Genomic DNA, 24,570 nt, shown 5'->3' with positions numbered 1-24,570 from the left:
CATTACCTTCCTGTTGATGCGCCTCTATAGACCCTGGAAAGCGGCTTGTCAGCCTTGCCAAGGCCGCATTGTTCATCGCATTTTGGCCGCATGCGCCCCGCCATTCTCGATCCTTTGTTTTCCCCCATTTCGGGCCTTCCGGGCGTCGGCCCGAAGATCGCCGAACTGCTGGTCAAGCTGCTCGGGCGCGAGACGCCGGAAGATTGCCGGGTCATCGACCTCATCTTCCATGCGCCCTTTTCGCTGATCGATCGGCGCAACCAGCCGGGCATCGCCCGCGCGCCGCAGGGCGCGATCGTGACGATCACCGCGCGCGTCGACCGGCACCAAGTACCGCCGCGCGGCAAGAGCAATGTCCCCTATCGCGTCTTCCTGCATGACGAGACCGGCGAGCTGACGCTGGTCTTTTTCCGCGGTCAGGCCGCCTGGCTGGAAAAGCAGCTGCCTGTCGATGCGGAGGTGACGGTCAGCGGCAAGGTCGACTGGTTCAACGGCCGCGCCTCGATGGTGCATCCAGATTATATCGTCAGGGCCGATGAGGCGGAGAACCTGCCGCTGGTCGAGCCGATCTATCCGCTGACGGCAGGACTTTCGCCGAAGACATTGCGCAAGATCATCGACGGCGCCCTGCCGCGTTTTCCCGAGCTGCCGGAATGGATCGATCTGGCGCTGGCGCAGAAACAGGGCCTGCCGGCGATTCGCGACAGTTTTCATATGCTGCACGAGCCGCGCGACCCCGCCGATATCGACCCACAGGCCCCTGCGCGGCGGCGGCTTGCCTATGACGAATTCCTCGCCGGCCAGCTTTCGCTGAGCCTGGTGCGGCAGAGGCTGCGCAAGGTGGCCGGCCAGCCGGTGCTTGCGACTGGGGAAATCAGCGGCAAGATCCTGAAGTCCCTGCCCTTTTCGCTCACATCAAGCCAGAACGAGGCGATCGCCGAGGTTTTGAAGGACATGGCCGGGGCCGAGCGCATGTTGCGGCTGCTGCAGGGCGATGTCGGCTCCGGCAAGACGCTGGTGGCGCTGATGGCGATGGCGGCGGTGATCGAGAGCGGCGGCCAGGCGGTGCTGATGGCGCCGACCGAAATCCTGGCGCGCCAGCACCACGCGACGATCTCGAAATTCGCCGCCTCCGCCGGTCTCGGCATCGAGCTGCTGACCGGCCGCACCAAGGGGCGTGAGCGAGAGGAGATTCTGGAGCGCATCGCCTCGGGAGCGGCACAGATCATCATCGGCACGCATGCGCTGTTCCAGGACAGCGTCTCTTACGCCAAGCTGATGCTGGCCGTCGTCGACGAACAGCACCGTTTCGGCGTGCATCAGCGCCTGAGGCTGACCGCCAAGGGCATCTCGCCGCATATGCTGGTGATGACGGCGACGCCGATCCCGCGCACGCTGGTGCTTGCCGCCTTCGGCGATATGGATGTTTCCAAGCTCACGGAAAAACCGGCCGGCCGCAAGCCGATCCAGACGATCACCGTGCCGATGGAACGCACCGGTGAAATCGTCGGGCGGCTGCAAAGCGCGCTTGCCGAGGGCAAGAAAGCCTACTGGATCTGCCCGCTGGTCGAAGAGTCCGAAGAGCTCGACTTGATGTCGGCCGAGGAGCGGCATGCCACGCTGGTCTCCGCCCTCGGCCCCGATATCGGCCTCATCCACGGCCGGATGAGCGGGCCGGAAAAAGACGCGGCGATGATGGCGTTCAAGAACGGCGAGACCCGCCTTCTCGTCGCCACCACTGTCGTCGAGGTCGGCGTCGACGTGCCGGATGCGACGATCATGGTGATCGAACATGCCGAGCGCTTCGGCCTGGCGCAATTGCATCAGCTGCGCGGCCGCGTCGGGCGCGGCGACGAGGCCTCGACCTGCATCCTGCTCTATAAGGGGCCGCTCGGCGAGACCGGCCATGCCAGGCTGTCGATCATGCGCGAGACGGAGGACGGTTTCCGCATCGCCGAGGAGGATTTGAAGCTGCGCGGCGAAGGCGAGCTGCTCGGCACCCGCCAATCCGGCACGCCGGGCTTTCGTATCGCCAGCCTCGAGGCGCATGCCGACCTGCTGGAAATCGCCCGCAAGGATGCGGCCTATCTCATCGAGCGGGATCCGGAGCTGACCAGCGAAAGAGGACAGGCGATCCGCACCCTGCTCTATCTCCTCCGTCGCGATGAGGCTATTCGATTCCTGAGAGCCGGTTAGTCGGCCTTTGAAACCGCCACCGGCTTCGGCCGCGGCAGATGCTTCTGCTTCGGCTCGGACGGCGTGTGTCCGGGGGCGACGAGACCGCCCGAAATCAGGAACTTGGCGGCGTCTTCCGGGCTCATGTCGAGCAGGACGATCTTTTCGCGGGGGACGAAGACGAGGAAACCGGCCGTCGGCACCGGCGTCGGCGGCAGGAAGACGGCCACCATGTCCTGGCCCATGGCGTTGAACTTCGACGCGATCTCTCCCTTGGCATCGGTGGCGATGAAGACCAGCGCCCAGAGGCCGGGACCGGGATATTCGATGAGGCCGACCTTCTTGAAGGAGTTCGCCTGCTCCTTCAGAACGGTTTCGAAAATCTGCTTCACGCTTCTGTAGATCGTGCGCACCAGGGGCATGCGCTGGACGACTGATTCACCGAAACGGACGATGCTCTGGCCGATCAGGTTCTTGCCGAGAAAACCGACGACGGTGATCAGCACGACGGCGATCAGCAGGCCGAAACCGGGAATGGCGAAATTGAGATAGCTTTCCGGATTCCAGCGCGCCGGAATATAGGGCCTGACCCAGCTGTCCGACCAGTGGATGAAGGTCCAGGTCAGCCAGATGGTAATGGCGATCGGCGCGCAGATGATCAGGCCTGCGAGAAAATTATTCCTCAGCCGGGTCGCGACCGGCATTCTGGGGGTGTTGTCGGTCATCTCTCCTGATGAGCTCCATCTCGGTCCTGGACAGGCCGGAACGCCGGCCTTTCCCCCTTGTCCGCCTGGTAAAACTGCCAGAATTCGGGGCGTCGCACAATATGTTTCGGCGCGAAGATCGGGTCGTCGCGGGCTTATTCCACGGTCACGGATTTCGCCAGATTGCGCGGCTGATCGACGTCGGTGCCCATGAAGACGGCGGTGTGATAAGCGAGCAGCTGGATCGGCAGCGAGAAGATCATCGGCGCGATGATTTCGTCGACCACAGGCAGGGTGATCGTCGCCATGGTCGGCAGTTTCGAGGCCGCCGCCCCCGCCTCGTCGGTGATGAAGATGATGCGGCCGCCGCGGGCTGCGACCTCCTGCATATTGGACACGGTTTTTTCGAAGAAACGGTCGTAAGGAGCGATGACGATCACCGGCATGTTCTCGTCAATCAGCGCGATCGGCCCGTGCTTCAATTCGCCGGCGGCATAACCTTCGGCGTGAATATAGGAAATTTCCTTGAGCTTCAGCGCGCCTTCCATGGCGAGCGGGAAGCTGGTGCCGCGGCCGAGATAGAGCACGTCCTTGCATTTCGACAGTTCGCGCGACAGGCTTTCCATCTGCGGCTGGATGAGGTTCAGCACCCGGCTCATGATGCGCGGCATTTCGGCGAGGTGACGCACCAGCGCCCTTTCCTCCTCGGCGCTGACCGTGCCGCGCGCCTTGCCGGCGCCGATCGCCAGCGATGCCAGCACGGCCAGCTGGCAGGTGAAGGCCTTGGTCGAGGCGACGCCGATTTCCGGGCCGGCCATGATCGGGAAGACCGCGTCGGATTCGCGGGCGATCGTCGATTCGCGGACATTGACGACCGCGCCGATCTTCAGGCCGTTCTCCCGGCAATAGCGCAGCGATGCCAGCGTATCGGCGGTCTCGCCTGATTGTGAGATGAACAGTGCCGCCTGCGACGGCGACAGCGGCATTTCGCGGTAACGGAATTCGGAGGCGACGTCGATCTCCACAGGCAGGCGGGCATAACGCTCGAACCAGTATTTGCCGACAAGGCCGGCGAGATAGGCGGTTCCGCAGGCCGAGATCGCCAGACCGGTCGCCGCCTTGAAATCGATCGCGGCGGCATTGGCGCCGATCGTGTTCTCGGCGAAATCGACGTAATGGCTGAGCGCGTGGGAGATGACCTCCGGCTGCTCGTAGATTTCCTTTTCCATGAAATGGCGGTGATTGCCCTTATCGACGACATAGGCAGTCGCCTGCGAGATCTGGCGGGCGCGCTTGACCGGCTTACCGGCGAAATCGATGACGGCGACGCTGTCGCGGGTGATGATGGCGCAATCGCCGTCGGAGAGATAAGTGATCTCGTTGGTGAAGGGCGAGAGCGCAATCGCATCCGAACCGAGGAACATCTCGCCGCGGCCGTAGCCGACGGCAAGCGGCGGCCCGGAACGGGCGGCCATGATCGTGCCGGGATCGGCCTTCAGCATGACGGCGAGCGCATAGGCGCCGGTCAAGCGGTTCAGCATCTGCAGCATGGCGGCGCGCGGCTCCGCGCCCTCGCGCAGGTATTTCGCCATCAGCTGGGCGACGACCTCGGTATCGGTCTGGGTTTCGAAGACCGCGCCCCTCGCGGTCAATTCGTCGCGCAGCTCGGAGAAGTTCTCGATGATGCCGTTATGGACGACGGCAACACCTTCGACAAAGTGCGGATGGGCATTGGTTTCGTTGGGAACACCGTGGGTCGCCCAGCGCGTATGGGCAATGCCGACCAGGCCTGGCAGCGGCTCGGAGTCGAGGCGCTTTTCCAGATTGAACAGCTTGCCTTCGGCGCGGCGGCGATCCATCACCCCCTCATGAATGGTGGCGACGCCGGCGGAATCATAGCCGCGATATTCGAGACGCTTCAGCGCATCGACCAGGCGCCCGGCTACAGGCTGCGTTCCGACGATCCCCACAATACCGCACATATAACATCCCCATAAGGCTTCGATAACGAGGCCAGTCCTACTGATTTCCGCTTATTTCTCAATGGTCTCGGCGGTCACTTTCAATTTCCGCCGGTTACGCAAAGCCGCTCAAGCCTTGGCCTTCTTCGCCGCCTTGATGGCGAGTGCGCGCTCGCGCAGCAGTGTGGCCCGGCCAGGCTTGATCTCCTGGCGAGCCCGGCCGAGCGCCAGCGCATCGGCCGGCACGTCGGCGGTGATGACGCTGCCGGAGCCGATATAGGCACCGTCGCCGATCGTCACCGGGGCGACCAGCGAGGAGTTGGAGCCGATGAAGGCGTTTTCGCCGATCACCGTCTCGGCCTTGTTGACGCCGTCATAGTTGCAGGTGATCGTGCCGGCGCCGATATTGCTGCCGGCGCCGACGACGGCATCGCCGATATAGGTGAGATGGTTGACCTTGGCGCCCTCGCCGATCCGGCCGTTCTTTACCTCGCAGAAATTGCCGACCTTCGACCCATTGCCGAGATCGGCACCCGGCCGCAGCCGCGCGAAGGGGCCGACGGTCGCACCCTGGCTGACATGGGCGCCTTCGATATGCGAGAAGGCATGGATGACGGCGCCGCTGTCGATCACCGCGCCGGGGCCGAAGACGACGTTCGGCTCGATCAGCGCATCCTGGCCGATGACGGTGTCGTAGGAGAGAAAGACCGTTTCCGGCGCAATCATGGTAACGCCCGAAAGCATCATCTGGTGGCGGCAGCGCTCCTGCCAGAAGCGCTCGATGACGGCGAGTTCGGCCCGGGTGTTGCAGCCGGTCATCTCGATTTCAGGGGCGTCGACAGCGGTGACGCGGCCACCGAGTGAGCGGGCGATCTCGACGAGATCGGTCAGATAGAATTCGCCCTTGGCGTTGGCGTTGCCGATGCGTGAGAGCAGATCGAGCGCCTTGCGGCCGTTGATCGCCATCAGCCCGCTGTTGCACCAGGTCACAGTGCGCTCGGCATCGGTCGCGTCCTTTTCTTCGCGGATGGCGATGAGTTCGCCGTCCTTGACAAGCAGGCGGCCATAGCCGGTGGGGCGATCGGTGTGGAAGCCGATGACGACGATATCGCTGCCGTCGGCAAGGCCCTGGCGGGCCGCCTTCAGCGGCCCGTCGGTCTGCAACGGCACGTCGCCATAGGTGACGAGGATATCGTCATAACCTTTGCCGATCGCTTCGCGGGCAGCCAGTACTGCATGGCCGGTGCCAAGGCGCTGCTGCTGCAGATAGGATTCGACGCCGACACCGTCGATGCTTGCAGCCTTTGCCACCTCCTCGGCATCGCGGCCGACGACGAGCGCGACGGAGGAAATGCCGGCGGAGGCGACTGCCTCGACCACATGGGCGATCATCGGCCGTCCGGCGACCGGATGCAGCACCTTCGATTTCGAGGATTTCATCCGCGTGCTGTCACCGGCGGCAAGGATGACGGCAAGACAAGTACGTTCCATGATCTGCTCCGCGAATCCGCGCCATGAGGCGGCTTTGTTGCCTCATACTGCATAATTCCTGAAATCGGAATCGATTTTCGGAAAGCACGTTGGGTGGATTGAAAGTCTTGCAGCGTGCTTTGCGCGCCCGAAAAGACGCGCGGTGCCCTCAGATCAGCAAAGCCTTTGCGGGTGTTAAATTTCGGTCGAAATCGACACGATGACGGTCTCCGAACCGACGGCGGCGAAGGCCTCGTGCACATGGTGGCGGCCGTCCAGGATGACGAGCTCCATGGCGCGGCGCGCAGCAAGGCTGTCGCCGGAAACGATCGCATCGACGATGCGCATATGGGTGTCGGCAATATTGGCGAAGCCGTTTTCGGTGGGCGGCGTACTCATGCGGAACATGCCGACGAGGGCCGCCTCGATGAGGCTGCCGAGCGTGCGCATGAAGGGATTGTGCGAGGCTTCGGCGATCGCCAGGTGGAAGCGAAGGTCGGCAAGTGCCAGGCTGTCGGCGGTATGGCCGCTCGCCGCCATATCGAGCGCCAGTGCGCGCAGCGTCTCGATATCCTCGGCATTCGCCCGTTCGGCGACGAGACCGGCGGCGAAGGGTTCGACGGCAAGACGGATATCGTAGAGCTGCAGCAGGAACTCTTCCGTCACGCCATTGTCGAAGTGCCAGGCGATGATCTCGCTGTCGAACATGTTCCACAGGTTCTTCCCGGTCACACGCGTGCCGACCCGCGCCTTGGCGACGACCATGCCCTTGGCGGCCAGCGTCTTCATCGTCTCGCGCAAGACGGTGCGGGACACCTTGAAGCGCTGCGCCAGTTCGGTATCACCAGGCAGGATCGAGCCGACGGGATAGGTGCCGGCGACGATCGCCTTGCCGAGTTCGTCGACCACCTGCGCGTGGCTCGTCCGGGTTCTGCGCCCCGTCTTACGTGTCTCTTCCAATGTGTTGCGCAAGCGATCCCTCTCCCCTTCAGGCGTACCTCTTGTTCAGACTGGAAACGAACAGGATGGCTTTCTGCATCAGGATGAATGCAAACAGCAGAAGGCCAATCAGGATCTTGGTCCACCAGCTCGACAGCGTGCCGTCGAAGGTGATGTAAGTCTGAATGAGCCCCTGGATCAGGATACCGATCAAGGTTCCCGCCACGAATCCCGCTCCTCCGGTCAGCAGCGTCCCCCCGATGACGACCGCCGCGATGGCATCGAGTTCGACGCCGACTGCTGCAAGAGAATATCCGGCAGAGGTGTACAGCGAAAAAACGATCCCGGATAGGCCTGCCAGAAAGCCCGACAGCGCATAAATCTGGATCGTCGTGCGTCCCACAGGCACGCCCATCAGCCGCGCCGTCTGCGGGCCGCCGCCGAGCGCATAGACATTAGTGCCGAAGCGGGTGCGCTGGGCGATGAAAATGCCGACGGCAAAGACCAGAAGCATGATGCCGCCGATCAGCGTCAGCCGGCCGCCTCCGGGCAGCCGCCAATAGAGGCTCGTCAGCGTCGAATAATATTCGTGGTCGATCGGGATGCTGTCGATCGAAAGCACGAAGGCCATGCCGCGTGCCAGGAACATGCCGGCGAGCGTGACGATGAAGGCCGGCATTTCCAGATAGTGGATGATTGCGCCCATGACCGCGCCGAAGGCGGTGGTGATGACCAGAACCAGCGCGAAGGCCAGCAGCGGATGCATCGAGGTCTTCTGCAGGATCACCGCGAGGAAAACGCCGGTGAAGGCGATGATCGAACCGATCGACAGATCGATGCCGCCCGAGATGATGACGAAGGTCATGCCGACGGCGGCGATGCCGAGGAAGGCGTTGTCGGTCAGAAGATTGCCGATGACGCGGGTCGACAGCATGTTCGGATATTGCAGCGTGCAGCCGGCATAGGCGAGCACGAAGATGACGATGGTCGCCAGCAGCGGCAGGTATTTGGAGTTCATTTCGGCTGCTCCCTTCCGCCCTGCCGGCGGCTGGCGAAGATGGCGAGCGACTGCACCGCCGGCGACTGGATGACGAGAATGACGATAATGATGACCGCCTTGATGATCAGGTTGAATTCGGGCGGGAAGCCGGAGGACAGGATGCCGGTATTGACAGCCTGGATGATCATCGCGCCGATCAGCGATCCCAGGATGCTGAAGCGGCCGCCGAGCAGCGAATTGCCGCCGACGACGACCGCGAGGATGGCGTCGAGTTCCAACCAGAGGCCGGCATTGTTGGCATCGGCGCCCTTGATGTCGGCGGCGACGATGATGCCTGCGATCGAGGCGCAGAGACCGCTCAGCGTATAGACGGCCATCAGCAGCACCGGCGTCTGAATGCCCGAGAGCGTGCTGGCGCGGCGGTTGATGCCGACGGCCTCGATCAGCATGCCGAGCGCCGTGCGGCGGACAAGCAGGATGACCAGCAGGCCGACGAGCAGCCAGATGACCACGGGCATCGGCAGAAGAGCCATGGAACCGCTGCCGAAGAAGGTCAGCCCGTCATCGTTGAAGGTGAGGATGGCGCCTTCGGTGATGAGCTGGGCGATGCCGCGGCCGGCGACCATCAGCACCAGCGTGGCGATGATCGGCTGGATATTGAGGACCGCCACCAGGAAACCGTTCCAGACGCCGCAGGCAATGCCGATCGCCAGTGTCAGGACAATGGTGTAACCAACTGAATTTCCGGAGACAATCGACGAAGCGGCGACGGCGCCGCAAATGGCGATAACGGCGCCGACGGACAGGTCGATGCCCTTGGTGGCAATCACTAGCGTCATGCCGATCGCCAGCAGCGCCACCGGCGCGCCGCGATTCAGCACATCGATCAGGCTGCCATAGAGCCGGTCATTCTGAACAACGACATTAAAAAACTGCGGCGACGTTATGAAATTCAACAAAAGAATGACAACGAGCGCGATCAATTGCGGCGCCAGGCGATAAGCCAGCGCATTCAGCGAGGACCTCATGCATCCTCCATCTTGTGTTCGGCGGCCGCGATGGCATCGACGATGCCGGCGGCGGTGATACGTTCGCCGGTGAGTTCTGCGATATGCTGCCTGTCGCGAAGGACGATGACACGTGAACTATAGGCGACAAGCTCTTCAAGTTCCGAGGAAATCACGATCAGCGACATGCCCTCGGCGCAGAGCTGTTCGATGAGCTTGATGATCTCGGCATGGGCGCCGACATCGATGCCGCGAGTCGGCTCGTCGAGGATCAGAAACTTCGGATTGGTCGCCAGCCAGCGGGCGAGGATCGCCTTCTGCTGGTTGCCGCCGGAGAGCAGCCGGATCGGCTTTTCGCGATCGGTGGTGCGGATGTCGAGCGCCTTGATGTAGCGGTCGGCAAGCGCATTCTGCTCGGCGCGCGACAGCGGCCGGGTCCAGCCGCGGCGGGCCTGCAGCGCCAAGGCAATGTTCTCCCGGATCGACAGGTCGCCGACGATGCCGTCCGTCTTGCGGTCCTCGGGGCAGAAGCCGAAGCCCTTTTCGATTGCGGCGCGCGGGCTCGAAAGCGTGACCGGCTGGCCGTCGATCGTGGCGCTGCCACTGTCGGCATGTTCGACGCCGAAGAGAAGTTCGGCAGTTTCAGTGCGGCCGGAGCCGAGCAGCCCGGCAACGCCGACTACCTCGCCGGCGCGCACGTCGAGATCGAAGGGCTTGACCTTGCCGCGTTTGCCGTAACCCGAAAAGCGATAGCGGACCTCGCCGGCGGCAAGGCTGTGTTCCCGCACCGTCTCCTCGACATGCGCCAATTCGCGACCGAGCATCATGGCGATCAGGCCCTGGCGCGGCAGATCGGCGACGTCGCGGGTGCCGACGAGCTTGCCGTTGCGCAGCACGGTAATCCGGTCGCTGATCGAATAGACTTGCTCTAGGAAATGAGTAATGAAAACAATGCCGAGGCCGCGCTTCTTCAGATCCTCAATGATGCGGAAGAGCAGTGCCACTTCCTGGTTGTCGAGGCTTGCCGTCGGCTCGTCCAATATCAGCACTTTGCCGGAAAGATCGACGGCGCGGGCGATGGCGACCACCTGCTGGACGGCGACGGAGAAGCGGCCAAGTTCGGCGGTGACGTCGATATCGATGCCGTAGCCGGCGAGAAGTTCGCGCGCCTTGCGGTTCATCGCGCGCACGTCGGTCATGCCGAAACGCCTTGGCTGGCGTCCGAGAAAGAGATTTTCGGCGACGCTCAGATTGGCCAGCAGGTTGACCTCCTGGTAGACCGTGCCGATGCCGAGCTTCTGGGCGGCGAGCGTATTGGCCGGATTGATTTCCTGGCCGTCGAGCGTCAGGCTGCCCTCGTCACGATGATAGGCGCCGGTGAGGCATTTGATCAGTGTCGATTTGCCGGCACCGTTTTCGCCCAGCAGCGCGTGTACCTCGCCCTTGCGCAGCGAGAAATCGACCTTGTCCAACGCCACTGCGCCGGGAAAGAATTTCGATATTCCGGAAGCTGCGAGAACGTTCTCGAAATCGTGAATCATAAGGGTGTGTTTTCCTGATATTGACGGCAAAAGCCGCGCCGCGGCCGGACATGACGTCCCAAGGCGGCAAGGCAGTTCCGCACCGGTCCATGACGGGCCGGTGCGGTTCTACAGCGCTTAATGCTGCATCTTTCACCCTCAAATCGATCCCGATTTGAGGGTTATGCAGCGGTGTCAAATCAGATCAGTAGCCCTGACCCTTCTTCTCTTCGTAGACCTTCATCGGCTCGTCGGCAGGCGTGTAGAGCTTGGACTCTGTCTGGATCCACTTTGCCGGAGCCTTCTTGTCCTTCAGGTAGGCATCGAGGGCATCGAAGGCCGGGCCTGCCATATTCGGCGTCAGCTCGACCGTAGCATTGCTTTCACCTTCGGACATCGCCTTGAAGATATCGGGAACGGCGTCGATGGAGACGACGAGAATATCCTTGCCGGGCTTCAGGCCGGCTTCCTTGATCGCCTGGATGGCGCCGACGGCCATGTCGTCATTATGGGCGTAGAGAGCGCAGATGTCCTTACCGCCATTTTCAGCCTTCAGGAAGCTTTCCATGACTTCCTTGCCCTTGGTACGGGTGAAGTCACCGGTCTGGCTGCGAACGATCTTGAGGTTGTCGTGGCCGGCAAGAGCTTCTTCGAAGCCCTTCTTGCGGGCGATGGCCGGCGACGAACCGGTCGTGCCCTGGAGCTCGACGACGTTGCACTTCTTGTCGCCAACGGTCTTGACGAGGAAGTCGCCGGCGACCTTGCCTTCGTGGACGAGGTCAGAGGTGACAGCCGTCAGGTAGAGATCATCCGGAGCCTTGATGGTGCGGTCGAGAAGGATAACCGGAATCTTGGCTTCCTTGGCTTCCTTGAGAACGTCGTCCCAGCCGGTTTCGACGACCGGAGCAATGAGAATGGCATCGACGCCCTGAGCAATGAAGGAGCGCAGTGCCTTGATCTGATTTTCCTGCTTCTGCTGCGCATCGGCAAACTTCAGATCGATGCCGCGCTTCTTGGCCTGTTCCTTGGTTACGGTCGTTTCAGCCGCGCGCCAGCCCGATTCCGAGCCGATCTGCGAGAAACCGACGGTCAATCCGCCGGCGGAAGCCGAACCGAACATGCAGGCAGCAAGAATCGTGGCACTCAAAAGTGCAGTCTTCAATTTCATGATTTCCTCCCAAGCCGCGTCTCGCGGCGCAGGGTCAAAAAATCATATAGTATTACTTTTGTAAATCGGAATCTTTGCATGCACTGCAGCAAAAAAAGAGCGCCCACAAGGGGCGCCCTTCGCAGCTGCGAATTGAAATGCGGCTTATTGCGCCGGCAGCTTGTCGTCGACGCCTTCGACATAGAAATTCATGCCGAGCAGCGTGCCGTCATCCGCCTTCTCGCCGGCCTTCAGCCAGGGGGTGCCGTCCTGCTTGTTGATCGGGCCGGTGAAGGGATGCAGCTCGCCTGATTTGATCTTGGCTTCGGTTTCCTCGGCCATCTTCTTCACGTCGTCAGGCATGTTGGTATAGGGCGCCATCTTCAGGATGCCGTCCTTCAGACCGTCCCAGCTCTGCTCGGACTTCCAGGTGCCGTCCAGAAGCGCGTGAACGCGCTTGGAGTAGTAGGTGCCCCAGGTATCGACGATCGCCGTCAGCTGCGCCTTGGGGCCTGCCGCGATCATGTCGGATGCCTGACCGAAGGCATGGATGCCGCGTTCTTCGGCAACCTGCATCGGCGCTGTCGTATCGGTGTGCTGGGTCAAGACGTCGACGCCCTGGTCGACCATCGCCTTGGCGGCATCGGCTTCCTTGCCGGGGTCGAACCAGGTGTTGACCCAGATGACCTTCAGCTTGAAGCTCGGATCGACCGACTTGGCACCCTGCTCGAAGGAGTTGATGCCCATCACCACTTCGGGAATCGGGAAGGAGGCGATATAGGCGGCGCCGTGATTCTTCGAGGTCTTGGCGGCGATCTGGCCGAGGATGTAGCGGCCTTCATAGAAGCGCGAATTGTAGGTCGCGAGGTTCGGGCCGGCCTTGTAGCCTGTGCCGTGCTCGAACTTCACCTTCGGGAACTTGGCGGCGACCTTCACCGTCGCATCCATGAAGCCGAAGGACGTCGTGAAGATCAGCTTGCAGCCGGAACGGGCAAGGCGCTCGATGGCGCGCTCGGCATCCGGGCCTTCCGGCACGTTTTCGAGGTAAGGCGTTTCGATCTTGTCGCCGAATTCGGCCTGGACCTGCTGGCGGCCGAGATCGTGGGCCTGCGAATAACCGCCATCGGTGTGCGAACCGACATAGACGAAGCAGACCTTCGTCTTATCGGCGGCTTGAGCGGCCGACGAGATGCCGATCACGGCGGCGGCCGAGGCGGCGAGTGTCAATGCGTATTTCTTCATGGGAACCCCTGTTGGTTTGAAGTTATTGCGGAAAACCGTCTTTATCGTGTTGCTTTATCGCTCCGGCACGAAGGCCTTTCCGAGCGAGGCGGGCGTATTGATCAACGTCGTGCGCCGATTATGAGAAATGATGATGAGAACCACAATAGTCGCGGCATAGGGCAGCATCGAGAGGAACTGCGAGGGAATGCCGAGACCGAAGGCCTGGGCGTGCAGCTGCAGGATGGTGACCGCGCCGAAGAGATAACCGCCGGCAAACACCCGCCACGGCCGCCAGGAGGCGAAGACCACCAGCGCCAGCGTGATCCAGCCGCGCCCCGCCGACATGTTCTCGGCCCATTGCGGGGTGTAGACGAGCGACAGCTGGGCGCCGGCAAGACCGGCGCAGGCGCCGCCGAACATCACCGCCAGATAGCGCGTGCGGATGACCTGAATGCCGAGCGCATGGGCCGAAGCGTGACTGTCGCCGATTGCCCTCAGCTTCAGCCCGGCCCGGCTGCGGAACAGGAACCAGCTGACGCCCACTACAAGCGCAATCGACAGATAGAAGATCAGGTCCTGCCGGAAGAGAATATGGCCGATGACCGGAAGATCCGACAGGACCGGAATGACGATCTCTCCCAGCCGGATGCCGGGAACGCTGACATAAGCCTCGCCGAGCATGCCGGACGCGCCGAGGCCGAGAAGGGTGAGCGCCAGTCCCGTCGCCACCTGGTTTGCCACCAGCGTCAGCGTCAGGAAGGCAAACAGCAGCGAGAAAAGCGCGCCTGCCGCTATGCCGCAGACGATGCCGACATAGGGCGAGCCGGAGATCTGGGCGCCGGCAAAAGCGGCAACCGCGCCCATGATCATCATGCCTTCGACACCGAGATTGAGAACACCGGAGCGCTCCGTCACCAGTTCGCCCAGCGCTGCGATGACGAGCGGCGTCGAGGCGGTGATGACCGTCAGCAGAATGGCTTCGAAGATGCTCATGCCGCGCCCCTGACCCGCGACCAGACGATGCGGATTTTGTAATAGATCAGCGTGTCGCAGGAGAGCACGAAGAACAGCAGCAGCCCCTGGAAGACGCGGGTGACCTTGTCGGAAACGCCGAGCGACAGTTGTGCGGCCTCGCCGCCGAGATAGGTCAGCGCCAAGACCAGGCCAGAGGCGATGATGCCGAGCGGATTGAGGCGGCCGAGGAAGGCGACGATGATAGCGGTGAAGCCGTAGCCCGGCGAGATCGCCGGCTGCAGATGGCCGATCGAGCCGGAAACCTCGGCTATTCCGGCAAGGCCGGCAAGGGCTCCGGAGAAGAGGAAGCTGAACCAGATCATCTTCTTCGAGGAGAAACCGGCAAAGCGCCCTGCCCGTTCCGACTGGCCGAGCACGACGATCTCGAAGCCTTTCAGCGTGTAGCGCAGCATGAACCAGACGCCGACGGCCGCAATGAGAGCGAAGATGAAAGCCCAATGGGCTCGGCCCGATTCTTCCCAGATCGCCGGCAGCACCGCCTCAGGGGCGAAATCGCGCGAGACCGGAAAGTTGAAGCCCTTCGGATCGCGCCAGGCGCCGCGGATCAGCCAGTCGAGAAAGAGCTGGGCGATATAGACCAGCATCAGCGATGTCAGGATCTCGTTGGTGTTGAAATGCGCCTTCAACAGCGCCGGAATGGCGGCAAACAGCGCGCCGCCAAGAGCTCCCAAGAGCAGCATCAGCGGCAGCACCAGCGGAGAATGCCAGTCGTAGAAGACGATCGGCAGATAGGAGCCGGTGATGGCGCCGATGGTGAACTGGCCTTCGGCGCCGATATTCCAATTGTTCGAGCGATAGCAGACGGCAAGGCCGACGGCGATCAGGATCAGCGGTGCGGCCTTGATCGCCAATTCGTGCAGCGACCAGACCTCGAGCAGCGGTTCGACGAAGAAGGCATCCAGCGCCTCCACAGGATCCTTGCCGAGCATGGCGAACATGATGGCACCGAAGGCAAGCGTCAGGGCAAGCGCCAGCAGCGGCGAGACGAAGGCGAAGAGCTTCGAGACGTCGGGGCGTTTTTCGAGTTCAATGCGCATGGGCTGCCTCTTCAATGCGCATAGGGCGTCTCCGGGGCAGAGCCGGTTTCGTGCAGGCCGCCCATCAGCAGGCCGATCCTTTCGCGCGTCAGTTCGCCGGCCGGATAGGGCCTGGAAAGCCGTCCCTCGGAGATGACGGCGATATCGGTCGCCACTTCGAAGATCTCGTCGAGATCCTGGCTGATGACAACGACGGCGGAGCCGGCCTTTGCGAGATCGACCAGCGCCTGGCGGATGCGGCTTGCAGCCCCGGCATCGACGCCCCAGGTCGGCTGGTTGACGACGAGCACGGCCGGCTGGCGATCGAGCTCGCGCCCAACGATGAATTTTTGCAGATTGCCGCCGGAAAGCGAGCCGGCGGCCGGATCGTCGCCGCTCTTGCGGACATCCATCGCCTCGGAAATGCGCCGCGCCGCGGATTTCACCGCACCTTGGCGGATGATGCCGAGCAGGCCAAGAAAGGCCTTGCGATCCGACTGGCTGCGGGCGAGCACCAGATTGTCGGAGAGTTTCATGGCGGAAACGGCGGCATGGCCATGCCGTTCCTCCGGCACGAAACCGGCGCCGAGCAGGCGGCGGGCGGTGATGCCCTCGGTACCCACCGGCTTCTTACGGATGACGATCGCTTCGGCCGACGCGACCGGATATTCACCCGACAGCGCATCGAAAAGCTCGCTCTGGCCGTTGCCGGCAACACCGGCGATGGCAAGGATTTCGCCAGCGCGCACCGCCATGGAGACATCGCGGAGCGGCATGGCGAATGGCGTGCGGGCTGTGACGGAAAGGTTGGCAACGGCAAGCTGCACCTCGCCCTTGTCCGAGCGCTCTGGATGGGTGACGGTCGCCACCTCGCTGCCGACCATCATGCGGGCAAGCGAAGCGGGCGTCTCCTGCTTTGGATCGCAGGCGCCGGTGACGCGGCCATGACGCAGCACGGTGGCGCGGTCGCAGATGCGCTGCACCTCTTCCAGGCGGTGGCTGATATAAAGAACCGAACGGCCTTCGGCCCGCAGCTTGAACAGCGTTTCGAACAGCCTGTCGGCCTCCTGCGGCGTCAGCACCGAGGTCGGCTCATCGAGAATGATCAGCTTCGGGTTCTGCAGCAGCGCACGGACGATCTCGATGCGCTGGCGTTCGCCGACCGAGAGATCGGCGACATGGGCATGCGGGTCGAGCGGCAGGCCGTAGGCTTGCGACAGCGCCCTCGCCTCCTCGGCGATCCTGTCGATCGGGATGGCGTCATCGAGCGACAGGGCGATGTTTTCGGCAACCGTCAGCGCCTCGAACAGCGAAAAATGCTGGAAAACCATGCCGATGCCGAGTTTGCGGGCCTCGCCCGGCGAGGTGATCGAAACCGGCTTGCCCTGCCAGAGGATATGCCCGTGCGTCGGCTCCAGAACGCCGAACAGCATCTTGACCAGGGTGGATTTGCCTGCGCCATTTTCGCCGAGAAGCGCGTGAATTTCGCCCGGCGCAATATCGAGATCGATTTCATTGCAGGCGGCAAAGCCACCGAAAAACTTCGTCAGCTTCTGGACGGATAATAACGCGCCGGGTTCCGGCACATTCAATGGCGACACGTTCCCCTCATTTCTTCTGCCGATCGGTCCGTTCGGATCTCATGGAATCAGCAGCGTCGTTCCTGTTGTTTTTCTTGTTTCCAGATCCGCGTGAGCCCGCCCAACCTCACGCAGCGGATAGGTTTGATTGACATTGATACGCACTTTGTTGCTTTGCACAACATCAAATAGCGTCTTAGCGCTATCGATCAGCTCCTGGCGTGCGGCGATGTAGGTGAAGAGCGTCGGCCGCGTCGCAAACAGCGAGCCCTTCTGCGCCAGCGCGGCAAGGGTGAAATTCTCGATCGGCCCGGAGGATTGGCCGAAAGAGGCAAAAAGGCCACGCGGCTTCAGGCAATCGAGCGACTGTGGAAAAGTATCGCGGCCAATCGAATCATAGACGACATCGACGCCCTTGCCTGAGGTGATCTCGCGGACCCGGACGGCGAAGTCTTCGCTCTTGTAGTTGATCACATGGTCATAGCCATGGGCGAGCGCCAGCGCGACCTTGTCTTCAGAGCCTGCCGTGCCGATGACGGTGGCGCCGAGCGCCTTTGCCCATTGTCCGGCGATCAGCCCGACACCGCCGGCGGCGGCATGGAACAAAAGGACCGTCTCGGGCCCCACCTTGAAGGTGCGGTTCAAGAGATATTCGGCGGTCATTCCCTTCAGCATCATCGCCGCTGCCGTTTCGAGCTCGATGCCATCAGGCACATGCACCAGATGGCGCGTCTCGATATTGCGCTCGACGCTATAGGCGCCGTCGGCGCTGGCATAGGCGACACAGTCGCCGATCTTGAAATCCGTAACGCCGGGGCCGACCGCCGTGACGGTGCCGGCGCCCTCCTTGCCGGTAACGAAGGGCAGATGCGGCGCCTTGTAGGTGCCGTTGCGGAAATAGACATCGATGAAATTAAGGCCGACTGCCGCCTGGCGGATCTGCACCTCGCCGGTTGCGGGCGGCGGCAGATCGAGTTCGACATAGTCGAAAACCTCCGGTCCGCCGGTCCTCGAGAATGAAACCGCCTGTGTCTTCGTCATTTGCCTGTCCTCAAGCTTCGCGTCCGAGAGCGGGGAAGAATTGCAGCACCGCGCCGATGACGTAAAGATAGAGCCCGGTCACGATGAAGAGAATGAGCGCCCATTCCGGTGTGTCGAAGTGCATCAGCAGCGAAAAAATGCCCAGCGCCGACCACAGAAAAAAGACGCCGAGATTGAGCGGGCGCAGCCTTTTGACGCGGACCGGGTGCAGGAAATTGATCGGCAGGAAGGTCAGCACCACCGAAATCGTCACGACGGCGAGCGCCGTCGTCGCGCTGGCATCGATGACGAACAGGGTGAAAACGATCATGTTCCAGACGACGGGAAAGCCGGAGAAGAAATACTCGTCGGTCTTCATGCCCATATCGGCATAATAGATGGCGCTGGAAACGACGATCATGCCGGCGGCGACGAAGGACCAGGGCTCGCCGATCATGCCGCTCTGATAGAGCGCGAAAGCCGGCAGCAGCACATAGGTGACGTAATCGATGATATTGTCGAGCGTATCGCCAGACCAGTTCGGCAGTACTTCCTTGACGCGCACCTTGCGGGCGATCGGCCCGTCTATCCCGTCGACGAGAAGCGCCAGGCCCAGCCACCAGAACATGTCGATGAAGCGGTGCTCGGCGGCGGCAACGACGCCGAGAAAGGCAAGGAAGGAGCCGGAGGCCGTCAGGATATGGACGGAAAAGGCGCGCATCTCCGCGTAAGGAACACGCTTATACTTAAAAATCTTCATATTCCCCCGACCGCCCTATCGCGCTCGCCCCGGCAAGCATGTTCTTCGCCAACCATCGCCGGCCCCCTCTTTCTGAATCGGGTCCCGACGCCGTAGGTCTTTGTTGTCGCACCGTTTTTGCCGAAAACCGGCCTGCAGTCCAGGCACGCCGCCCTAATATGCATCCTTTGCCGGGCTTCGCCAGCGGAAATACGACATTGCCCACCGCCCCCCTGGTTGGCCATTGAATCCTGACTATGACACGCATATTTCTCTTCAGGAGCACTGCGTGGAATGGAATGCCTTTAATTCGAGCCCGATATGTAATATCTGCCTCGCATCCGACAGTTCATCCGACGAAAACGGGATCCGCTACCGCAATGAACGCGCCTGCAAAGACCGAAGACTTCGCCTCGTCCATCCCCGCCGGCGTCTACGCCGAGACGGTGCTTTCCGTGACGCATTACACTGACCGGCTCTTCCGCTTCACGATGACCCGGCCGCAAGGCTTCCGTTTCCGTTCCGGCGAATTCGCGATGATCGGCCTGATGGTCGAGGGCAAGCCGGTTTTCCGCGCCTATTCGATCGCCAGCCCCGCCTGGGCCGAGGAGCTTGAATTCTTCTCGATCAAGGTGCCGGACGGCCCGCTCACCTCGCATCTGCAGGCAATCAAGCCCGGCGACCAGGTGCTGATGCGCAAGAAGCCGACGGGCACACTGGTGCTTGATGCGCTGACGCCCGGCCGTCGTCTCTACATGTTCTCGACGGGAACGGGCATTGCGCCTTTCGCCAGCCTGATCCGCGATCCCGAGACCTATGAAAAGTTCGAGGAAGTCATCCTCACCCATACGACGCGCGATGTCGCCGAGCTGAAATACGGCTTCGACCTCGTCGAAGAAATCCGGAATGACGAACTGCTGAAGGAAGTGGTCGGCGACAAGCTGCGCCATTATGCGACCGTCACACGCGAAGACTTCGCCTATCGCGGCCGCATCACCGACCTGATTTCCTCCGGCAAGATGTTTACCGATCTCGGCGTACCGCCGCTCGACCCGTCAATCGACCGCGGCATGATCTGTGGTTCCTCGGCCATGCTGAAGGACACCAAGGAGCTGCTCGAAAAGGCCGGCCTCGACGAAGGCGCCAACAGCAAGCCGGCCGAATTCGTCATCGAGCGCGCTTTCGTCGGCTGACGTTTTCCCCGAAAATCAGACGTGACAGCGGCTCCGGAAACGGGGCCGTTTTCATGTGCGGGCGAGATAGTCGATCAGCGCCGCCATGCTGGCGCGCGCTTCCTCCGCCCTGCCCTGATGGATGGCGCGGATGACGGCGACATGCAGGGCGATGGCGCGGTCCATGCGCTCCGGGCTTGCTGTTGAGTACCAGAGGCGACGCGCATGCGTCTGCACCGGGCCGAGTGCCGCCATGATGAAGCCGTTCGGGCAGGCATCCTCGAGAATTTCGTCGAAAGCCTTGTCGGCGGCGAAGAAGCCGGCGAGATCGCCGGTCACGGCGCATTCATCCATGGCGCGGGCGCAGTCGCCGAGACGCACACGCTGTTCGTCCGTTGCATGTTCGGCAACGAGGCTCGCGGCGATCGGCTCCAGCTCACGCCGCACCTGCATGACATTGCCGTGATCCTGTGGCGCGATCTCCGCCACCTGCAGCCCGACACGCGGCTTCACCCGGATCAGCCCCTGCCAGGCGAGCTTCTGGATCGCCTCGCGCACCGGCGTCCGCCCATGGCCCGCCATATCGATCAGCTGCTTTTCGGTGACCAGCGCCCCGGGCTTCAGCGCCAGCGTGACGATCAGATGTTCCAGCGCGAGATAGGCAAGATGGCTCTGTGACGTCTGCATGCTGGAGTCCAATGACTGTACCTGATATATCACATAGTGGCACGGTCAAAAACCGAAGACAAGTCGGCATTGAATATCAGAATAGAGACAAAGAGATAACAGCGGTGTGGGATCGGGGACTTTAGGCGTCTACACCACGAAAGAACTCATTTCGCCGCCCCATCCTCCGGGGCCGCCGCGGGAAGATTGGGAGCGGTAGGGTCGGATATGAGACTAAGTCTGGTGGAGTGAGCTATCTCCGGCGACTTTAGCCGCACTCTCCGTCATGCTCGGCCTCCACGCCGCATCTGCCAGCAGTCGTGGCGTGGATCCTCGGCTCAAGGCCGAGGAAGACGAGGACGGGTTGGCGTTCCTCCCAAACTCACCCGGGCGTAAAAGAGAGACATCGCGCGCTTTGCCACAACGCCTTTATCTTGCGTCACTCATGCCGCAGCGCCTCAATGGGATTCAGCTGCGCTGCCCGTCTCGCCGGGAAATAGCCGAAGATCATGCCGATGGCGGCGGAGAAGAGGAAGGCGACGGCGACCATCATCGGGCTGAAGACGAAGGGGACTTTCAGGAGGGTGACCGTCACCAGACCGAGGCTGAGGCCGAGCACGATGCCGGTGATGCCGCCGAAGAGCGAGAGCGCCACGGCTTCGACCAAAAACTGGGTGAGCACCTGGTTTTCGAGCGCGCCGATCGCCAGGCGAATGCCGATTTCGCGGGTGCGTTCGGTGACGGAGACCAGCATGATGTTCATGATGCCGATGCCGCCGACGAGCAGGCTGATAGCGGCAACGGCGCCGAGCAGGCCGGTCAGCAGCGTCGTCGTGCCGGTCATCGCTTCGGCGATCTGGGTCATGTCGTTGACGTTGAAATCGTCCTGCCGGCCGGGGATGATCTTGCGGCGCTCGCGCAGAAGATCTTCGACATCGGACTGCACCTTGGCGGTGGAGACGCCGTCGCGCGCCGAGATGATGATCTGTGGCACATTGCTGTTGCCGCTGATGCGGCGCTGGAACACCTTGACCGGCATGATGACGACATCGTCCTGATCTGTGCCCATGCCGGACTGGCCGCGTTTGGCGAGCACGCCGATGACGGGACATGAGACCTTGCCGACGCGAATCTGCTGACCGATCGGGTCGGCGGCGCCGAAGAGCTGCGAGCGCACCGTCTCGCCGATGATGCAGCGGGACTGGCCGCGCTCCTCGGCGGGGGTGAAAGTGCGGCCCAGCGCCAGGTTCCAGTCCTGCGCGACGAAATAGTCGTTGGTGGTGCCGGAAACGCTGGTCGAATGGTTCTGGCCACCTGATATCACGGTCGCCGTCGACTGGTTGAGCGGCGCGACCGCCCTCAAGCCGCTGATCTGGTCGCGGATGGCGGCGACGTCCTTGACGCTGAAGCGCTTGGCCTCGGAGCTCGCCCGGCCGGGACCGAACTGGCCGGGGCGGACGAACAGCATATTGGTGCCAAGCCGCGACAGTTCGGTCGAGACCTGTGCCGTCGTGCCGTTGCCGATCGTCACCAGCGCGATGACGGCGGCAACGCCGATGACGACGCCGAGCACAGTCAGGAACGAGCGCAGCATGTTGCGGCTGATGGCGCGCAGAGCCAGCTTCAGCGTCTCAAAGAACATGATCCGCCCTCCTGCGATGCTCGACCTCGGTCTCCAGCTTGCCGTCGACGAACCTGAGCAGCCGCTGGGCATAGGCGGCGATATCGGGCTCGTGCGTGACCATGACGATGGTGATGCCCTGCTCGCGGTTCAGCCGGGTCATCAGATCCATGATCTCGACGCTGGTTTTCGTGTCGAGATTGCCTGTGGGTTCGTCGGCGAGCAGCAGCGCCGGTTCGGTGACGATGGCGCGGGCGATGGCGACGCGCTGCTGCTGGCCTCCCGACAGTTCCTGGGTCTTGTGATGTTCGCGGCCGGAGAGGCCGACCAGCGCCAGGGCTTCGCGCGCCCGTTCGCGGCGCTCGCGCACCGCCATGCCGCGATAAATCAGCGGCAGTTCGACGTTCTCGACCGCTGACGTGCGCGACAGCAGGTTGAAGCCCTGGAAGACGAAGCCGAGCATATGGCGGCGCAGGAGCGTCAGCTGGCTTCGGTCGAAGCCGCTGGTCGGAATGCCTTCGAAGACGTAATCGCCTGATGTCGGCACGTCGAGGCAGCCGAGGATGTTCATCGCCGTCGACTTGCCGGAGCCCGACGGCCCCATGATCGCGACGAATTCATGGGCGTTGATTGCAAGGTCGACATGGTCGAGCGCGCGGATCGCCGCCTCGCCCTCACCGTAGACTTTCGAGACCTGCCTGAATTCGATGAGCGGCGGGCTTGCCATCCGTCCCTCCGCCTAATTCGCGCGCGTCGTGGCGTCGGTCACCAATGCGTCACCTTCCTTGAGGTCACCGGAGACGACCTGGGTGAACTGGCCGTCGGATGAGCCGACCTGGATGACGACGGGTGTGGGCCGGTCGCCGCGCAGCACCCAGACGCGGCGCTCGGCGCCCGTCAGCGCCTGGCCGGAATTGCCGCCGCCGCGCTGGCGTGGCGGGCCGAAGATGCCGAAAATACCGCGGCCGCGCCGTCCCGCCTGCGGGGGCGCATAGCGCAGCGCCGTGTTCGGCACCATCAGCGTATCCTTGACGGCCTCGACGGTGACGTCGGCGGTCGCCGTCATGCCGGGACGCAGCAGCAGGTCGGCATTGTCGACGGAGAGGACCGCCTTATAGGTCACGACGTTGTTGACCACCTCAGAGGCGAAGCGGATCTGCTCGATCTCGGCGGGAAAACTCCGGTCGGGATAGGCGTCGACTGAAAATTTCGCCTTCTGGCCGACGGCGATCTGGCCGACATCGGCCTCATCGACATCGACCTGCAGCTCCATCTTCTTCAGGTCGCCGGCGATGGTGAACAGGATCGGCGCCGAAAGCGAGGCTGCGACGGTGGCGCCCGGATTGACGGCGCGGGTGAGGATCACGCCGTCGATCGGCGAGACGATCTTTGCCTTGGCGAGATTGACCTCGGCCAACTGCAGGTCGGCTTCCGAAGCGAGCACCTCGGCTTCGTTGATCTGTTTGGCGGCGACGGCGGAATCATATTTGTAGGTGGCGTCATCGAGGCTCTGCTGGGTGGAGACATTGCTCCTGACCAGGCTCTTCAGCCGCTCAAGCGAGGTGCTTGCCGACTGCAGATCGGCATTGGCCTTGGCGACATTCGCCTTGGCCGAATTCAGCTTGGCGCGCGAACTCTTCACATCGGCCTCGAGCTTGTTGGTGTCGAGCAGCGCCAGCACGTCGCCCGCTTTGATCGTGCTGTTGTAATCGACATTGACGTCGCGGACCGTGCCGGAAAGCTCGCTCGATATATCCACCTGCTCGGTCGGCTGCACCGAGCCGGTGGCGGTGACGAGCACCGTCAGATCGCTGCGTTTTGCCGGCTGGGTGGCATAGCTCACTTCGCTTTGCCCGCGGCCCATATAGAAATAGGCGGCGCCGGCTGCAGCAGCAACGAGGATCAACAGGCTGAACAGCCGCCCGCGCCAGCGGCTGCGCTTGCCCTGCCGTCCCGATGCGGCGAGCACCGCTGCAAGGTCGGACGCGCCGCCTGTCTCTGCCCCGGTCTTCTTGCCGGTTCCGGTATCGTTCATGTCATCCTCGATCAGTCAGTGCCTGCCTTGACCCGCAGTAAAATAATCACAGCGCAGATGAACCGGGCATTAGCGTTGCCGCCGAAGTGGCACGGAATTGCGGATGGGGGAAATGAAATATTGGTAAGAAAAGTCAAGTTTTGGTGCGGAACACTCGTCAGTCGGCATCCTCGGCATATTGGCCGGCGCCCGGCAGCTGGTGCAGCCAGGGTTCGCGCCGCTTGATCCAGACTTCATGATCCGGGACAAGGTCGCTCGGCGGGCTGTCGAGCGAGCCGAGACGGATTTCCGCGGCCTCTTCCTGCAGGCAGAAAAGCCTGCTGCCGCAGGCGGGGCAGAAGCTGCGGCCGGAGAAAGTGGCGATCTCGCCGCTGTGGGAAAAAGCCAGGCGCGGCCAGACCGCGAAGAAGACGAAGGCGGAGCCGCTCGATTTGCGGCAATCGGCGCAGTGGCAAAGGCCGACGCGAAGCGGCTCGCCTTCGACGCGATAGGCGACCGCCCCGCACAGGCAGCTTCCGGTGCGTATCCGCATAGCGACC

At 62.5% G+C, this 24,570-nt stretch carries 21 protein-coding genes; 2 read left to right on the top strand and 19 right to left on the bottom strand.

Translation table 11 applies throughout. From position 1 onward, the window contains the following. Positions 1–90: 90 nt before the first annotated feature. Positions 91–2,196 carry an ATP-dependent DNA helicase RecG gene (recG, locus tag BBJ66_RS10025; protein ID WP_071086827.1) on the top strand — a complete coding sequence of 702 codons (2,106 nt, stop codon included), beginning with the start codon at positions 91–93 and terminating at the stop codon, positions 2,194–2,196. On the opposite strand, the gene BBJ66_RS10020 is transcribed toward recG, so the two are convergent. The 14 genes from BBJ66_RS10020 to pcsA all read right to left on the bottom strand — a co-directional run bounded on the left by BBJ66_RS10020 (position 2,193) and on the right by pcsA (position 18,558). Further along, the gene (locus BBJ66_RS10020; RefSeq protein WP_049735507.1) at positions 2,193–2,900 is read right to left on the bottom strand and encodes a DUF502 domain-containing protein; all 708 of its coding nucleotides are present in this window, start codon (positions 2,898–2,900) and stop codon (positions 2,193–2,195) included. The two genes, recG and BBJ66_RS10020, sit on opposite strands and share 4 nt — an antisense overlap. A gap of 134 nt (positions 2,901–3,034) precedes the next feature. Continuing rightward, positions 3,035–4,861 carry a glutamine--fructose-6-phosphate transaminase (isomerizing) gene (gene glmS / locus BBJ66_RS10015; RefSeq protein WP_071086750.1) on the bottom strand — a complete coding sequence of 609 codons (1,827 nt, stop codon included), beginning with the start codon at positions 4,859–4,861 and terminating at the stop codon, positions 3,035–3,037. Positions 4,862–4,969: 108 nt separating this feature from the next. Continuing rightward, positions 4,970–6,331, bottom strand: coding sequence for a bifunctional UDP-N-acetylglucosamine diphosphorylase/glucosamine-1-phosphate N-acetyltransferase GlmU (glmU, locus tag BBJ66_RS10010; RefSeq protein ID WP_071086748.1), 1,362 nt, complete (start codon positions 6,329–6,331; stop codon positions 4,970–4,972). Positions 6,332–6,505: 174 nt separating this feature from the next. Next, a complete protein-coding gene (locus BBJ66_RS10005) occupies positions 6,506–7,282 on the bottom strand; it encodes a FadR/GntR family transcriptional regulator (protein ID WP_049735510.1) in 777 nt (258 codons plus the stop codon). 16 nt (positions 7,283–7,298) lie between these two features. After that, a complete protein-coding gene (yjfF, locus tag BBJ66_RS10000; protein WP_049735511.1) occupies positions 7,299–8,267 on the bottom strand; it encodes a galactofuranose ABC transporter, permease protein YjfF in 969 nt (322 codons plus the stop codon). Then, positions 8,264–9,277 carry an ABC transporter permease gene (locus BBJ66_RS09995; RefSeq protein WP_071086746.1) on the bottom strand — a complete coding sequence of 338 codons (1,014 nt, stop codon included), beginning with the start codon at positions 9,275–9,277 and terminating at the stop codon, positions 8,264–8,266. Before BBJ66_RS09995 ends, yjfF begins: the two co-directional genes overlap by 4 nt. After that, positions 9,274–10,797: a galactofuranose ABC transporter, ATP-binding protein YtfR gene (ytfR, locus tag BBJ66_RS09990; RefSeq protein WP_049735513.1), complete on the bottom strand. Its 1,524-nt coding sequence runs from the start codon at positions 10,795–10,797 to the stop codon at positions 9,274–9,276. The genes BBJ66_RS09995 and ytfR overlap by 4 nt, the downstream gene beginning before the upstream one ends. Positions 10,798–10,981: 184 nt before the next feature. After that, positions 10,982–11,944: a galactofuranose ABC transporter, galactofuranose-binding protein YtfQ gene (gene ytfQ / locus BBJ66_RS09985; RefSeq protein ID WP_049735514.1), complete on the bottom strand. Its 963-nt coding sequence runs from the start codon at positions 11,942–11,944 to the stop codon at positions 10,982–10,984. Between the two features lie 144 nt (positions 11,945–12,088). Continuing rightward, on the bottom strand, positions 12,089–13,165 hold the full coding sequence (locus BBJ66_RS09980; protein ID WP_071086744.1) for a BMP family ABC transporter substrate-binding protein: 1,077 nt from the start codon (positions 13,163–13,165) through the stop codon (positions 12,089–12,091). A gap of 54 nt (positions 13,166–13,219) precedes the next feature. Beyond that, positions 13,220–14,140 carry an ABC transporter permease gene (locus BBJ66_RS09975; protein WP_049735516.1) on the bottom strand — a complete coding sequence of 307 codons (921 nt, stop codon included), beginning with the start codon at positions 14,138–14,140 and terminating at the stop codon, positions 13,220–13,222. Beyond that, a complete protein-coding gene (locus tag BBJ66_RS09970) occupies positions 14,137–15,219 on the bottom strand; it encodes an ABC transporter permease (RefSeq protein WP_071086742.1) in 1,083 nt (360 codons plus the stop codon). Before BBJ66_RS09970 ends, BBJ66_RS09975 begins: the two co-directional genes overlap by 4 nt. An 11-nt stretch (positions 15,220–15,230) precedes the next feature. Next, positions 15,231–16,799, bottom strand: coding sequence for an ABC transporter ATP-binding protein (locus tag BBJ66_RS09965; RefSeq protein ID WP_071086740.1), 1,569 nt, complete (start codon positions 16,797–16,799; stop codon positions 15,231–15,233). Positions 16,800–16,838: 39 nt separating this feature from the next. After that, positions 16,839–17,819, bottom strand: a complete 981-nt coding sequence (locus BBJ66_RS09960; protein WP_071086738.1) for a quinone oxidoreductase family protein — start codon at positions 17,817–17,819, stop codon at positions 16,839–16,841. A 10-nt stretch (positions 17,820–17,829) separates the two neighbouring features. Further along, positions 17,830–18,558 carry a phosphatidylcholine synthase gene (gene pcsA, locus BBJ66_RS09955; RefSeq protein ID WP_049735520.1) on the bottom strand — a complete coding sequence of 243 codons (729 nt, stop codon included), beginning with the start codon at positions 18,556–18,558 and terminating at the stop codon, positions 17,830–17,832. A gap of 359 nt (positions 18,559–18,917) precedes the next feature. Between pcsA and BBJ66_RS09950 the strand changes: the two genes are divergently transcribed. After that, positions 18,918–19,730, top strand: coding sequence for a ferredoxin--NADP reductase (locus BBJ66_RS09950; protein ID WP_049735521.1), 813 nt, complete (start codon positions 18,918–18,920; stop codon positions 19,728–19,730). Between the two features lie 51 nt (positions 19,731–19,781). Here BBJ66_RS09950 and BBJ66_RS09945 read toward each other — a convergent pair whose 3' ends face one another. The 5 genes from BBJ66_RS09945 to BBJ66_RS09925 form a co-directional block, all read right to left on the bottom strand. Then, on the bottom strand, positions 19,782–20,396 hold the full coding sequence (locus tag BBJ66_RS09945; protein ID WP_071086737.1) for a GntR family transcriptional regulator: 615 nt from the start codon (positions 20,394–20,396) through the stop codon (positions 19,782–19,784). A 418-nt stretch (positions 20,397–20,814) separates the two neighbouring features. Continuing rightward, a complete protein-coding gene (locus BBJ66_RS09940) occupies positions 20,815–22,017 on the bottom strand; it encodes an ABC transporter permease (RefSeq protein ID WP_071086735.1) in 1,203 nt (400 codons plus the stop codon). After that, on the bottom strand, positions 22,007–22,723 hold the full coding sequence (locus tag BBJ66_RS09935) for an ABC transporter ATP-binding protein (RefSeq protein ID WP_071086733.1): 717 nt from the start codon (positions 22,721–22,723) through the stop codon (positions 22,007–22,009). Before BBJ66_RS09935 ends, BBJ66_RS09940 begins: the two co-directional genes overlap by 11 nt. Before the next feature lie 12 nt (positions 22,724–22,735). Then, positions 22,736–24,031: an efflux RND transporter periplasmic adaptor subunit gene (locus BBJ66_RS09930; protein WP_071086731.1), complete on the bottom strand. Its 1,296-nt coding sequence runs from the start codon at positions 24,029–24,031 to the stop codon at positions 22,736–22,738. Between the two features lie 157 nt (positions 24,032–24,188). Further along, on the bottom strand, positions 24,189–24,563 hold the full coding sequence (locus BBJ66_RS09925; RefSeq protein WP_071086729.1) for a GFA family protein: 375 nt from the start codon (positions 24,561–24,563) through the stop codon (positions 24,189–24,191). Positions 24,564–24,570: the final 7 nt, after the last annotated feature.

The sequence above is a fragment of the Rhizobium sp. RSm-3 genome, from assembly GCF_001854685.1.
In the GTDB taxonomy this organism is placed as follows: domain Bacteria; phylum Pseudomonadota; class Alphaproteobacteria; order Rhizobiales; family Rhizobiaceae; genus Rhizobium; species Rhizobium ecuadorense.
The sequence above is the reverse complement of the archived record's forward strand: the minus strand, read 5'-3'. Positions and strand labels throughout refer to the sequence as shown.